This is a genomic window from Stenotrophomonas sp. STEN087 (assembly GCF_056759115.1).
Map to the genome: position 1 here is coordinate 1 of NZ_JBRRCR010000098.1, position 14,071 is coordinate 14,071.

General features: G+C 68.2%; 9 protein-coding genes. 7 read left to right on the forward strand and 2 right to left on the reverse strand.

The window, feature by feature from the left end:
* Positions 1 to 180: 180 nt before the first annotated feature.
* The 5 genes from ACVOK1_RS18125 to ACVOK1_RS18145 all read left to right on the forward strand — a co-directional run bounded on the left by ACVOK1_RS18125 (position 181) and on the right by ACVOK1_RS18145 (position 6,542).
* On the forward strand, positions 181 to 855 hold the full coding sequence (locus ACVOK1_RS18125; protein WP_406233209.1) for a hypothetical protein: 675 nt from the start codon (positions 181 to 183) through the stop codon (positions 853 to 855).
* Positions 856 to 871: 16 nt separating this feature from the next.
* Entirely contained in the window at positions 872 to 2,530 is a 1,659-nt protein-coding gene (locus ACVOK1_RS18130) for a CsgG/HfaB family protein (RefSeq protein WP_481562847.1), read from the forward strand.
* Positions 2,531 to 2,732: 202 nt separating this feature from the next.
* Entirely contained in the window at positions 2,733 to 4,382 is a 1,650-nt protein-coding gene (locus tag ACVOK1_RS18135) for a M28 family metallopeptidase (RefSeq protein ID WP_108767581.1), read from the forward strand.
* A gap of 140 nt (positions 4,383 to 4,522) precedes the next feature.
* A complete protein-coding gene (locus ACVOK1_RS18140; protein ID WP_481562848.1) occupies positions 4,523 to 5,782 on the forward strand; it encodes a histidine kinase in 1,260 nt (419 codons plus the stop codon).
* Positions 5,772 to 6,542, forward strand: a complete 771-nt coding sequence (locus ACVOK1_RS18145) for a LytR/AlgR family response regulator transcription factor (RefSeq protein ID WP_108767583.1) — start codon at positions 5,772 to 5,774, stop codon at positions 6,540 to 6,542. Before ACVOK1_RS18140 ends, ACVOK1_RS18145 begins: the two co-directional genes overlap by 11 nt.
* A gap of 74 nt (positions 6,543 to 6,616) precedes the next feature.
* Here ACVOK1_RS18145 and ACVOK1_RS18150 read toward each other — a convergent pair whose 3' ends face one another.
* Positions 6,617 to 7,231 (reverse strand): hypothetical protein, encoded by a 615-nt coding sequence (locus ACVOK1_RS18150; protein ID WP_108767584.1) that lies wholly within the window; start codon positions 7,229 to 7,231, stop codon positions 6,617 to 6,619.
* A 309-nt stretch (positions 7,232 to 7,540) separates the two neighbouring features.
* Here ACVOK1_RS18150 and ACVOK1_RS18155 point away from each other — a divergent pair, with 309 nt between their 5' ends.
* A complete protein-coding gene (locus ACVOK1_RS18155; protein WP_481562849.1) occupies positions 7,541 to 8,467 on the forward strand; it encodes an oxygenase MpaB family protein in 927 nt (308 codons plus the stop codon).
* A gap of 166 nt (positions 8,468 to 8,633) precedes the next feature.
* Here the strand turns inward: ACVOK1_RS18155 and ACVOK1_RS18160 are convergent, their stop codons facing one another.
* Positions 8,634 to 10,745 carry a M13 family metallopeptidase gene (locus ACVOK1_RS18160; protein ID WP_481562850.1) on the reverse strand — a complete coding sequence of 704 codons (2,112 nt, stop codon included), beginning with the start codon at positions 10,743 to 10,745 and terminating at the stop codon, positions 8,634 to 8,636.
* Between the two features lie 287 nt (positions 10,746 to 11,032).
* On the opposite strand from ACVOK1_RS18160, the gene ACVOK1_RS18165 reads away from it, so the two are divergent.
* Positions 11,033 to 13,984 (forward strand): bifunctional diguanylate cyclase/phosphodiesterase, encoded by a 2,952-nt coding sequence (locus ACVOK1_RS18165; RefSeq protein WP_481562851.1) that lies wholly within the window; start codon positions 11,033 to 11,035, stop codon positions 13,982 to 13,984.
* Positions 13,985 to 14,071 lie beyond the last annotated feature (87 nt).

Below are 14,071 nucleotides of genomic sequence, written 5' to 3' on the forward strand. Positions count from 1 at the left end.
ACGGGGGCCCCTCACACCCGCCGTCGTGGGGGCGCATTAAGTGGGGTGTTTATTTTTTTCAACCCTTTTTACTCCACGGGGGGCGGTTTTTTGGTGGTGGGCGGGGGGGGGATTCCGCGCGGCGCGCCTCCCGTCTTCCCACGCGCCGCACTGCGGCCGTTCCCAATAAAAGGAATTCCGATGATCCGTACTACTGCTCTCGCCGTGGCCATCGCCGCCGCCACCCTGTCGATGCCGGCGCACGCCCAGTTCGGCAAGCTGAAGGACCTGGCCGGTGCCGCCACCGGTGCATCCAGCAGCGCCTCCAGTGCCGGTGCGCCGGACGAAGCCGCGCAGGAAGCGCTGGTGCGTCGTTTCGTCAGCTCGCAGTCGCATTCGCTGCAGGCCCAGACCTCGTTCGCCCGCGCCTTCGGCCTGGCCGAGCAGGTGCAGCTGCTGGAAGCCGAGCGCCAGGCGCTGTCGTCCGGTTCGGTCAGCGTCGATGCGATGAAGAAGTCGGTGTCGGTCAGCGAAGCCGCACAGGCCGCCATCGATGAGCGCCAGGCCGCGCAGCCGGAACTGAACGCCGAATCCAAGCAGCACTACGCCGAAGGCCTGGTGCAGATGTTGGCCTCGGCCGCCGAAGCGCAGAAGCTGGGCGGCGAAGCCAGCAACTTCACCGCGGGCATGAAGAACCTGGGCGCCACCCAGCTGGCCACCGTGGGCCGCAAGCTGGCTGCCGGTGCGTGGGTGGCCAAGGAATCGCCGGGCTACATCAAGGGCCTGTACGGCTCGACCAAGTCGGCGGTGACCTTTGCCAAGAAGAGCAAGGTGAAGGTGCCGTCGAACGCCGACTCGATGCTCGACTCGCTCTGATCCGAGGTCCTTCCCCATGCGTACGACGACCCGATTGATCGGACTGGGCCTGCTCGCCGCCCTGCTGGCCGCCTGCGGCAAGCAGGAGGCACCGGCCGATGCGCCTGCCCCCGCCAAGGACAAGGCCCCCAGCGCGCTGGAGGCCAATGCGCCGGTGGCAGACGCACCGATGCGTGGCACGCCGGATTTCGGCGGCACCACCCAGGTGGCGCGCGAGGCCGACGGTATCGGCAGCACCCCCGAGCTGGCGGTGCTGTCGGCGCTGCAGTCGGCCGTGGCCCAGGTCAACGGCGTACGCGTGGCCAGCCAGATGCAGAGCCTGCGCGCAGGCCTGCATGTGGACGTGGACGGTGAACACGTCGGCGACATCCGCGCCGACGCGTTCTCCCAGCAGATGATTGCCGGCTCGCAGGGGGCGGTGCTCGGCTACGAGATCCTGTCGCAGGAAGAAATGCGCCAGCTAGACGAAGAGACCATTGCCCGCGTGCGCGCCAGCGACGAAGGCTGGAGCTTCAAGGGCGAGGCCTCGGCCAGTGCGTCCGGCCAGGCTTCGGCGAAGGCTTCCGGCGGCGGTGGTTCGGCCGAAGCCAGCGTCAAGGAAAACTACGAAGAGAAGGTGAAGGTGGATGCCAAGCGCGGCGCCAGCTCCTTCGATTCGGACGTGACCCACCGCAGCATGCGCAGCTACTGGAAGGTGCGCGTGCGTGCGCAGATCGCGCAGTACCGCGCACCGGACGAGCAGGGCAAGCCGAAGATCGTCGTGGCCCTGCCGCGCACCAAGGCCGGCAGCTACGCCGTCGGCGATGGCCGCGTGGCCGCCGACGAAGTGGCCGATGCGATCCGCGCACGCCTGTCCGATACGCTCACCCAGACCCAGCGCTTCATCGTGCTGGACCGTGAGTTCGGCGATGAGATGCAGGCCGAGATCGACCACATCAACAGCGGCAACGTGCGCCTGCAGGACACCGCGCGGCTGGGCCAGCAGCTGGCCACCGACCTGATCCTGATCCCGACCATTGAACGCTTCGAATACCCGCGCAGCGTGCGCAACCTGCGCATGTCCGACCGCCAGGTGACCTCGTATTCCGGCGGTGGCCGCATCACCCTGCGCCTGATCAACGCCACTACCGGCCAGGTGGTGATGTCCGACAGCTTCGATCACCAGCTCGCCTCGACCGGCCCCAGCACCCTGCCGCGCGTGGTCAACGGCCGCAACATGGCGGCGGCGATGATGGAATCGCTGTCCGGCCAGATCGGCACCAGCATCGTCACCACGCTGTTCCCGGTATCGGTGGTTTCGGTGGATGGCGACCAGGTGGTGCTGAGCCAGGGCGGGGAAAGCCTGCAGGCCGGCCAGCGCTGGCAGGCTGTGCGCCTGGGTGAGGAACTGAAGGATCCGCAGACCGGTCGCTCGCTGGGCCGCAGCGAACACCCGTGCTGCACCATCCGCATCGACCGCGTGGCCGCGCAGACCTCCTACGGCACCATCGAAGAAGGCGTGGACGCCGTGCGCGGCGGCTTCCGTCCGGGCCAGCTGGAACTGCGGCAGAAGCTGGGCAGCAAGCCGGCCAGTGCCACCGCCCAGGCGGCCCCGGCCGCCAGCGCCCGCCCGGCCAGCAAGCCGAAGCCCAAGCCCAAGCCCGCTGCCGCCCCGGCCGAAGACCCGAACTGGTAACAGGCTCAAGCAACACACAGATGGGGTCAGAGCCCTTTCCCGCGGGGAAAGGGATCTGACCCCTTCTTGTTTCCGCCATCCCACGGATAGCCCGCTGTTGCTTTTGGAGTTGCCGGCCAGCGGCCGGCACTACCGCAGGAGCAGGGCGCAGCCCTGCCGAATCCCATTACACTCCGGAAGGATTTTCCTGCTGGAGAGAGCAATGAAACGAGCAGTACTGGGCATCCTGGCCCTGTCGGTGTCGAGCGCACTGATGGCCGCCACGCCGAAATTCGATGGCGCGCGGATCTCCGCCGACGTCAAGGAACTGGCCTCCGACGCCTACGAGGGCCGCTCGCCGGCCACCGCCGGCGAAGAAAAGACCATTGCCTACCTCAGCAAGCAGTTTGCCGCCGCCGGCCTGCAGCCGGGTGGCGACCTGCAGGATGGCAAGCGCCTGTGGACCCAGGCCGTGCCGCTGCGCAAGGGCGACATCGTCGGTACCCCGCAGCTGGCCCTGCACCAGGGCGGCAAGACCGTCACCCTCGACCAGGGCAAGCAGATCGCCGTGCGCGCCGCCATGAATGGCGCCACCACCGTCGACATCAGCAAGGCCCCGCTGGTCTTCCTCGGCTATGGCGTGAAGGCGCCGGAGCGCAACTGGGACGACTTCAAGGGCGTGGACCTGAAGGGCAAGATCGCCGTTGTGCTGATCAACGACCCGGATTTCGAAACCGGCAAGGGCGACTTCGACGGCAAGGGCATGACCTGGTACGGGCGTTGGCCGTACAAGTACGAAGAAGGCGCACGCCAGGGCGCGCTCGGCGTGCTGATCGTGCACGAGACCGCACCGGCCTCGTACGGCTGGGCCACCGTGGCCGGCTCCAACACCAACACCATGTTCGACGTGGTGCGTGACAACCCCGCCGAGACCCACCCGCTGCTGGAAGGCTGGATCCAGCGCGACCTCGCCGTCGAGCTGTTCCGCGCCGCCGGGCAGGATTTCGAGGCGCTGAAGAAGAAGGCGCAGCAGCGCGACTTCACCCCGGTGGCGCTGACCGGCGCCAGCCTGGATGCGAAGTACGCGGTGAAGACCGAAGTGATCACCTCGCACAACGTGGCCGCACGCCTGGAAGGCAGCAGCCACCCGGACGAGACCATCATCTACAGCGCGCACTGGGACCACATCGGCGTGGGCGAACCGGACGCGCGCGGCGACCGCATCTTCAACGGCGCGCTGGACAACGCCAGCGGCACCGCCTCGCTGATCGAACTGGCCCGCGGCTTCGCCAAGGGCCCGCGTCCGCAGCGCTCGCTGCTGTTCCTGGCGGTCACCGCCGAGGAAAAGGGCCTGCTGGGTTCGGAGTACTACGCCACCCACCCGCTGTACCCGCTGGAAACCACCGTGGCGGCGATCAACATGGACGGCATGTCGCCATTCGGTCCGTCGCGTGATTTCGGCATCTACGGCACCGCGCGCTTCGAACTGCTGGACCAGCTGAAGGACGTCGCCAAGGGCTGGGACATCCGCTACACCCCGGACCCGAAGCCGGAAGCGGGCCTGTTCTTCCGCTCCGATCACTTCTCGTTCGCCAAGCGCGGCGTGCCGGCGCTGTCCTGGTCGGCCGGCCAGGACTGGGTGGACGGTGGCGTCGCCGCCGGCAAGAAGGCGTCGGAGGATTACACCGCCAAGCGCTACCACCAGCAGGGCGACGAATGGCAGCCGGACTGGGTGTTTGCCGGTGCCGCCCGCGACCTGGAAGTGCTCTACACGCTGGGCAACCAGCTGGCCAACTCGCGCAGCTGGCCGAACTGGAGCACCGACGAGTCGTTCCGCGCCGTGCGTGACAGCAGCGCCGACCAGCGCAAATAAGAAGCACCGGTAGCGCCGGGCCATGCCCGGCGTTCCCGTGACCGCTTCCATCCCCGGTTTCCGGGGCTTCGTCGCAGGCCGCTTGTTTGCCCGGTGGGCCGACCTATGCTCGGCTCACCCCCTTCCTCCAAGGCGCTGCCGTGATCGCCAGCCTCACCCTCATTCTCCGTCACCTGTTGGCCTGGGCCGTGGCACTGCTGGTGGCCGGCATGGTCTGGAGCGGCATCTTCAGCGGCATGAACGACGGCCCCGGCTGGATCTTCGGCCTGCTGGCGATGTTCCTGATGATCAGCGCGCTGGGCAGTGCCATCACCCACGTGCGCCGCGTGTGGCTGATCGCCGGGCGCCTCGACGGCAGCACCCTGTCCGGCCACCAGCGCCGCCAGATTGAAGTGCCGCTGGATGCCGGCCCTGCGTTCGCCCTGGTCGAGGCCGCCGTGGCCGAACTGCCGCGGGTGGAAGACGTGGAAAGCGCCGCCGGCAGCCTGCAGGTGCGCGCCTACGTGCGCCGCGTCGATCCCTGGAATGGCCGCCAGCCCTCGCGCTGGAACCTGCCGGCGCGGCTGGCCATCAAGCGCAACAGCGTGCAGGCCACGGTCACCCCGGGGCAGGGCACCAGCACCGTCACCCTGCTGTTCGAGCCCGATGCCGGCTGGTGGGCCGACCTGCTGGCGCTGGATGAGGGCAGCAATTTCGAGAACGCCGAGGCCGTCACCCGCGCCATCACCCGCCGCGTGGCCGACCAGCGCCGCGACGAGCAGGCCGCCGCCGAACAGACCCAGGTGGAAAAGGAACTGTCGGTGGCCCGCCTGAACCTGCTGCATGCGCAGGTGGAACCGCACTTCCTCTACAACACCCTGGCCAATGCGCAGGTGCTTACCCGCACCGATCCCGGCCGTGCCGAACAGATGCTCGGCCACCTCATCCAGTACCTGCGCAGTTCGCTGCCGCAGGTGGACGAATCGTTGTCCACGCTCGGTGTGGAGCTGGAGCGCACCCGCGCCTACCTGGAAATCCTGCGCATCCGCATGGGCGCGCGGCTGGCGGTGGAAGTGCAGGTGCCCAACGAGCTGCACGGCGTGCACATGCCGGCGATGGCCCTGCAGACGCTGGTGGAAAACGCGATCAAGCACGGCCTGGAACCCAAGCCCGGTGGCGGCACGATCTGGATCCTGGCGCGAGCGTTCGATGACCACGTGACGGTGACCGTGGCCGATGATGGACTGGGTTTCGGCCAGGGCACCAGCGGCACCGGCATCGGCCTGAAGAACCTGCGCGAGCGCCTGCGCCTGACCTGCGGCGAGCAGGCCGGTGTGGCCATCGTTGCCAATTTCCCCAGCGGCGTCGCCGCCACCATGACCCTGCCGCAGCCGGCCAAGGAACGCAGCCATGCCGCTTGAAGCCCTGATCGCCGAAGACGAGGAGCTGCTGCGGCAGTCGCTGGTGGAACAGCTGGGCCGGTTGTGGCCGGAACTGAAGCTGGTGGCCGAGTGCGAGGATGGTGCCAGCGCGCTGGAACAGCTGGCCGAAAAGCAGCCGGACATCGCTTTCCTGGATATCCGCATGCCCGGCATCAGCGGCATCGAGGTGGCACGCGCGCTGTCCGAACTGAGCCCGCGCACGCAGGTGGTGTTCGTCACCGCCTACGACCAGTACGCCATCGATGCGTTCGAGCAGGGCGCGATGGATTACCTGCTGAAGCCGGTCAGCGACGAGCGTCTGCTGGCCACCCGCGAGCGCATCCTTTCGCGGCTGCCCAACACGCGCCAGGACGATGCGGTGCTGGAACGCCTGCTGCAGCGCCTGGGCCCGTCACAGGGCGCAGGTGATCGCCCGCCGCTGGCCTGGATCACCGCCAGCAACGGCCGCGACACGCAGCTGATCATGCTGGAGGACGTGGTCTATTTCCGCGCCGACAACAAGTACACGACGGTGGTCACCAGCGCCGGTGAAAGCCTGCTGCGCACGCCGCTGCGCGAACTGCTGGAAGTGCTCGACCCGCAGCACTTCCGCCAGGTGCACCGCTCGACCATCGTCAACATGAAGGCAGTGGCGGCGGTCAGCCGCGACGACACCGGCCGTGGCGTCCTGCGCCTGCGCCAGCGTCCGGAAACGCTGGTGGTCAGCCAGCCGTTCATGAGCCTGTTCCGCGGCATGTAGAAAGAACAATGCCACCGTGACAGTGCACGGTGGCATTGTGGCTCCCCCCGCTTCCCTGGACCTGTTGGCCAGCCTCAGTAGGCCGGCTGCAGGGTCAGATCGTGGTGGTGTTCGGTTTCGCCGACATGGTTGAGCCGGCCGACCAGTTCGGAGTGCTGCCGCATGCGCCCGATCTCGGTCATGATGCGGATGTCCTCGTGGCGCAGCTCGCGCCGGGTGGTGACGGCCTGCTTGTAGTCCAGCACTTCCGGGTAGTGCTCGGCCAGGTCCAGCGCTTCGGCAACGCACTCGACGCTGTCCGCCTTGGAGGTGATGCGGGCGCGGCTGTTGAATGCCTTCATCCAGCGCTCGAAACCGGCCTGCTGGTCGAACATGTTGGCCATGAACCAGATCACGAACAGGATCGACACCCACGAACCGAACACCACGACCACGCGGGTGAAGGTGATGTGGTAATCGTCGCGCCAGAGGTAGTTGGCGATCAGGCCGAGGATGAGCAGGGACGCCGCCTGCCAGCCGATGATCGAGGCGATCAGCCATTGGCACTTGGCCTGGGCCAGCACCGCCACTTCTTCGCGGATCTGCTGCTCGCTGAGGTTGCGCCAGTGCGCGACCTGTTTGTCGAACGGGCTGTGGTAGAGCTCGTTGTCGCGAAGCAGTAGTCCCAAACCCTTGAACAAAGCAATCATGGCTGGCTCCCTTGTGGAACGTGCGTCGATCAGCATTGGACGGTGTGGCGGGTTCAGTTCTAGCACTTCCAGCGGGCCGTGCAATGGGTGGAATGCCTAGCGCCGTAAGGGTTTTGTCTGAATGGGTGAATGTTGATGCGGCGCAGCATCGCGCCGGAAGCCTGCGTCAAGATGTCGCAGGGTGAAATGTGCTGCGGCTGCACATGGAACCGTGGCTGAGCCGACGGGCTCGCTGCATCGGCCCGTATCGCCCAGAATCGAGGCTGACCGCGCAGACCGCGGCCGATTCCGCCACCGCCTGGACCGAAGATGCCGCCGCTGCTGCACCGCCTTTCCCGCCCCGTCACCGCGCCGATCCGGCGCTGGGTGCTCGATGCCTTCCCGCGCGGCCAGAGCGGCATCGATTATGACCACCCGCTGGGCGACCCGGGCTGGTTCGGGCCGGACAGCGTGACCTGGCGCATGCACGCCGAGCTGCCCTCGATGCTGGCCGGCGGCCTGTGTGCGCTGATGCTGCAGACCCTGCACCCGCGCGCGCTGGCCGGCGTGTACGACCATTCCAACTTCCGCCAGGACCTGGTCGGCCGCCTGCGCCGGACCACCGCGTTCGTCGCCGGCACCAGCTACGCGCCGAGTGCCGAAGTGGAAAAGCTGGTGGCCAAGGTGCGCCGCATCCATGCGCAGATCCGCGGCCGCACCGCGCAGGGCGAAGACTACGCGGCTGACGACCCGCAGCTGCTGACGTGGGTGCACGTGACCGAGGCATTCGGCTTCCTGCAGGGCTATCGCCGCTACGGCCGCGAGGTGCCGGTGGAGATTGCCGACCGCTACTACGACGAGTACCGCTGCGTGGCCGAGGCCTTGGGTGCGGTGGATGTGCCGCGCAGCGAAGCGGAGGTGGCCGCCTATTTCTGCGCGCGGCAGCCGGAGCTGCTGGCCGATGCTCGGTCGCGCGAGGTGCTGGAGGTGTTGTCGGCGGTCAACCTGCCGGTGCCGATCCCGGGCCTGTCGCGCGCGGTGTTCCTCGGCGCCGGTGCCGCGCTGCTGCCCGACTGGGCCGAGGCGATGCTGGAACGCAGTGCCGGCCAGCGCACGCAGGCGGCCGCGTCGGCCAAGCTGATGCAGGGCATGGCACCGCTGTTCCGCCGCGCGTTGCCCGATGGCCTGGCCACGCGCGCCTGCGCACGCGTGGGCGTGCCGGTGGAGGTGTTGCGGGAGTGGCCGGCGGTGGGTTGATCGATGGTGCGCATCCACGCGTGGCGTGGATCTACAGATCGATGCTGTGTATCCACGCATGGCGTGGATCTACGGATCCGTGCCGCGCAGCAGTAGATCCACGCCATGCGTGGATAACGCGGCATCCAGAAAAAACGGGCGCCTTGCGGCGCCCGTCTGCATCACATCACCACACCTTGACCCGCTTGTCCGGGGCCAGGTACAGCTTCTGGCCTTCCTTCACCTCGAACGCCGGGTACCAGGCGTCGATGTTGCGCACGGTCAGCGCACGGTACTGGCCCGGTGCGTGCACGTCGGTCAGCAGGCCGTTGCGCAGTGCCTGCTCGCGGCTCTTGCTGCGCCACGCCTGGGCGAAACCGAGGAAGAAGCGCTGGTCCGGCGTGAAGCCTTCCAGGGTCTGCCCCGGCTTGCCCTGCAGCGACAGCTGGTAGGCGTCGTAGGCGGTGCCCAGGCCAGCCACGTCGGCGATGTTCTCGCCCAGGGTCAGCTTGCCGTTGACGTGCACGCCGGGGAACGGCTCATAGCTGCTGAACTGCGCGGCCAGTGCATCGCCGGCGGCGTTGAACTGCTTGAGGTCCTCGGCCATCCACCAGTTGTGCAGCTTGCCGGTTTCATCGAACAGCGCGCCGGCATTGTCGAAGCCGTGGCTGATCTCGTGGCCGATCACCGCGCCGATGGCACCGTAGTTCACGGCGTCGTCGGCAGCGCCGTCGAAGAACGGCGGCTGCAGGATCGCGGCCGGGAACACCAGGCGGTTCTCCAGAGGCACGTTCATCGCGTTGATGGTCTGCGGCAGCATCGCCCATTCGTTGTGGTCGACCGGCTTGCCCAGCTTGGCGACGTTGCGCGCGTACTCGAACTGCTCGGCGCGCTGCGCATTGCCCAGCGGATCGTCACGGCGGATCTCCAGGCCGGTGTAGTCGCGCCAGGTGTCCGGGTAGCCCATGCCCACGGTCAGGCCGGCCACCTTGGCCTTGGCGTGTGCCTTGGTCTGCGGCGACATCCAGGCCAGCGCGTCGATGCGCTTGGCGAAGGCGGCGATGATGTTCTTCGCCATCTCGTCCGCGCGTTCCTTGGTCTTGGCGTCGAAGTGCTTTTCCACGTAGCGCTTGCCGATGGCTTCACCGACGGCGTGGTTGGCATCGTCCACCGCACGCTTCCAGCGGTCGCTCTGCTGCGGGGTGCCGCTCAGCGCGGTGCCGTGGAAGGCGAAGCGGGCGTCGGCGAAGGTCTTCGGCAGGTAGGCCGCGGCGCGGTCCAGCGCGTGGAAGGTCATGTAGTCCTTCCACACATCCAGCGGCTCGGTGGCCACCAGCCTGGACAGGCCGGCGACGGCCTTCGGCTGCCACACGATGAAGTCCTGCTGCTGGCCCAGCCTGGCTGCGTCCAGGAACGCCGCCCAGTCCATGCCCGGCGCCTTGGCGTTGAAGTCCGCCTGCGTCCACGGGTTGGCACCCAGGGTCACGTTGTTGGTTTCTTCCTGGCTGGCGTGGGCCTGGGCGATCTTGGTTTCCAGCGCGAGGATGCGCTGCGCCTTGCCGGCCGGGTCGGCCACGCCGGCCAGCTGCAGCACCTGCGCGATGTAGGCCTGGTACTGCTTGCGCAGCTCGGCCATGCGGCCGTCACCCAGGTAGAAATCGCGGTCGGGCATGCCCAGGCCGCCCTGCACCAGGTACGGCGCGTTGCGGTCCGGCTGCAGCATGTCCACCGACACCCACAGGCCGAACAGGCGGTCGGTGTAGAAGTTGGTGGCGTTGAGCAGGTCGACGTCGGCGCGCATGTCGCCGCCCAGCGCACGTGCCAGGCCTGCCTTGTCGGCGATGCCGCCGATCGCGGCCAGCTGCGGCTGCACCGGGGCCAGACCGCGCTTCTCGATGCCGGCCTCGTCCATGAACGCGGCGTAGTAGTCGCCGATCAGCTTGTCATCGCCGCTGGCCTGCGCATTGCCGGCCGCGCCTTCGAGGATCGCGCGGGTATCGGCCTGGGTCTTTTCGGCGATGACGTTGAAGCTGCCAAAGCGCGAACGGTCGGCCGGGATCTCGGTGTTCTTCACCCAGGTGCCGTTGGCGAAGCCGAAGAAGTCGTCGCCGGCGGCGATGCTGCGGTCCATGCCGCTGGCATCGAAGCCGAAGCTGCCCAGCATCGGCTTGGCCGGGGCAGGGGTGGCATCGGCCGGCGCGGCGGTGCCGGCGGCCGGTTCGGCCGGGCGGTCGCAGGCGGCCAGGGACAGGCTGGCGACGATGGCCAGCGCCAGGGTGGGACGGCGCAGCTTGGACATGGACTTCTCTTGCAACGGGAAAACCCCAAGTCTAATCCCCTGCGCGTGTGCTGGATGCTCCGCCACGGGGGCCGCGCTGTGCGCGATCTGGCTGAACACGCGCCGACGATCTTCACGCCGTCATCGACGTGGTGCATGCTGGGGGCTGCATGCCGGTGCAGCCGCGGGGAGGCGGCGCACCGGACAGACCCAGGCGTCAAGAATGCTGATCTGCGGCCGCTCTGGTCGGGGATGTGGAGGAATCGTTCGCGCATGAAGCCAGTCGTCTGCACAGGGAACACCGACCGATGCCAGCGTTGAAGCACGCGCTGGCCCGGCCGCTGCGCGCCATCACCTGGGGCGGCATCGCCGTAGGCGTCCTGCTGGCCGTGGTGCTGGCGGTGATGCTGGCCAACGACTACCAGCGTCGGCTGGAAGCCCCGCAGCGGCAGAGCCGTGCCATGGCCGTGGGCACCGAGCGGCTGCTGGCGATGGAACTGCGCAACCTGGAACGGGCCATGAGCGGTATTGCCGCCGATGCCGCGCAGCTGTTCCGCAGCGTGCCGGCGCAGGCCCCGGCGCTGCTGGATGCGTCCATCGACGGTGTGCTGGGCCGCCACGCGGAACTGCACAGCATCGTCGTGCTCGATACCTACGGCCGCGCGCTGACCGCCGGCAAGGGCGACCTGCAGCTGCCGCTGTGGACCGACCCGCAGCGGCGCGGGCAGGGCAGCGCGCTGTACCTCGGCCCGCCGCAGCAGGTCATCGATGGCAGCTGGGTGGTGCCGCTGGCGCTGCCGATGGCAGGCGACCGCTGGCTGCTGGCACGCCTGCGCTGCGAGGAGCTGCAGCGCATTGTCAGTGGCTTGGACGTCGGCGCCCATGGACTGGTGTCGATCAGTGACCGGGATGGTGCCATGCTGGCACGGGTGCCGGACCCGCAGGCGACGGTAGGACATCGCTATCTCCTGCCGGGACGCGACCTGCTGGGTCGTGCTGCCGTGGTGGAACTGGGCAGCATCCCCGGCGCGGTAGATGGCATTCCGCGTATTTCCACCATCAGCACGCTGCAGCACAGCCCGCTGGCGGTGCAGGTCGGGTTGGCCGACGAGGATGTGCTGGCGCCCTGGTGGCCCTACCTGCAGGCAGCAGTGACCATTGTGCTGGCCTACATCGGCGTGCTGCTGGTGCTGCTGTACGCGGTGCGCCGCAGCACCCGCAGCCATCAGTCGATGGCCGAGGAACTGCGCACCGGCAGTGCCGAACTTGCGTTGGCCAACCAGGTCGGCCGGGTATGCACTTGGCACGTGGACGAAGATGCCGCGCAGTTGCACTGGTCGCCGCTGGCCCGCGAGATCTTTGACATTCCGGCAGACTCGCTGCCCCTGTCCGACTTCTTTACCCGCGTCCACCGCGAGGACAGTGAGCGACTGCAGCGTGCGTTCGAGCAGTCGTTCGCCGGCGACGCGGTACTGGACGAGGAATTCCGCCTGGTGCTGCCCGGTGGCCAGGTGCGGTGGGTGGCCGCGCGCGGCCAGCGGGTGGAAGTGGCCGACCGCCAGCGCCGCATGATCGGCGCGCTGACCGACCAGACCGAGCGCTACCGTGCGCGCGAACAGATGAGTCGTGCAGAGCGCCGCTTCCGCCTGCTGTTCGACCGCAACCCGGCACCGTTCTGGGTGTTCGATCCGAGCAGCCTGCGTTTCCTTGAAGTCAACGAAGCAGCTGTCGAGCAGTACGGCTACAGCCGCGAAGAATTCCTGCAGATGAGCATCCTCGACATCCGTCCGCGTGGCGGGTGGGACGAGGTGATGGGTGCCATTGCACGGGCGCGCGTGGATGGGCTGCCGGAGTCGACGGTGCGCATGCACCGGCGCCGCGATGGCAGCGAGTTCGAGGTGCGTGCGCACCTGTCCATGCTGGATTTCGACGGTCGCGCCGCCTGCCTGGTGCTGGCCGAGGATGTCAGCGAGCGCCTGGCCTACGAGCGCGACCTGGCCTACCGCGCGCGACACAACCCGGATACCGGCCTGCTGACCGTGCGCGCGCTGACCGAGCAGCTGGATGCACAGGAAGGCGCCTACACCATCGCCTACGTGCAGCTGCGCGGCCTGCGGCTGGTGGCCGATACGCTGGGCCGCGAGATCGGCGATGCGGTGCTGCAGTCGATGGCCCTGCGCCTGGGCGGGTTGGGCGCGCGCTTCGGCACGCTGGCCTTCCAGCCGGCCGAGGACTTCGTGCTGGCCATCGGTGGCGAGCACACCGCGCAGCGGGCGCTGGATGACCTGCTGCAGATCGTCTCGGCGCCGATGCGCGGCAAGGATTCGCTGCACCAGTTCGAGCCGCGCATCGGCGTGGCCGTGCATGCGGTGGGCGATGGCCACAGTGCCGAGCAGGTGATCGGCATGGCCGCGCAGGCTGCGCATGCCGCGCGCGCCGAAGGCAACGTGGTGGCCTGGTTCGATACTGCGGTGACCACCCGCCTGGCCGACCGCCTGCGCCTGGCCGCGCGCATCCATGCCGCCATCGACAACGAATTCCAGCTGTATTTCCAGCCGATCCGCCATGCCAGCGATGGCAGCCCGGCGGCACTGGAGGCGCTGCTGCGCTGGCCGCAGGCCGATGGCAGTTTCATTCCGCCCAGCGAGTTCATCCAGCTGTGCGAGGACACCGGGCTGATCCTGGCGCTGGGGCGCTGGGTGATCCGCGCCGCCGCGCAGGCACAGCGGCGCTTGGTGGATGCCGGTTGGGGCGAGCTGTCGATCGCGGTGAACGTGTCGGCGGTGCAGTTCTTCAACAGTGACCTGGTAGCCGAGTTCACCCGCGCACAGAAGGAGTTCGGCCTGGCCCGCGGCGCACTGCACGTGGAGCTGACCGAGAGCAGCCTGATGCGCAAGCCGGCGCAGGCGATGCAGACCATGCAGCGCCTGCACGAGCAGGGCATCTGCGTGTCGCTGGATGATTTCGGCACCGGCTATTCCAGCATGTCCTACCTGCAGCACCTGCCGCTGGACATCCTGAAGATCGACCGCAGCTTCGTGGCGGATGTGGAAACCAATCCGCGCAACGCCTCGATCTGCCGCGCACTGCTGTCGCTGGGCCACAGCATGGGGCTGACCATCATCGCCGAGGGCGTGGAAACGCCGGGCCAGCTGAACTGGCTGGCCGCGCATGGCTGCGACCAGGTGCAGGGTTACCTGCTGGGGAGGCCGGCGCCGCTGGAAAAGATCATCGATTCGCTGGATGAAGTGGTGGTGTGAGCGGGTCTCGCATCTGCCGGCCCGCCGCCCCCCCCGCCCCGCCCGCTTTGGGGCGGGGTTTGGGCCCCCCGGGCCGCGCCGCCCCCC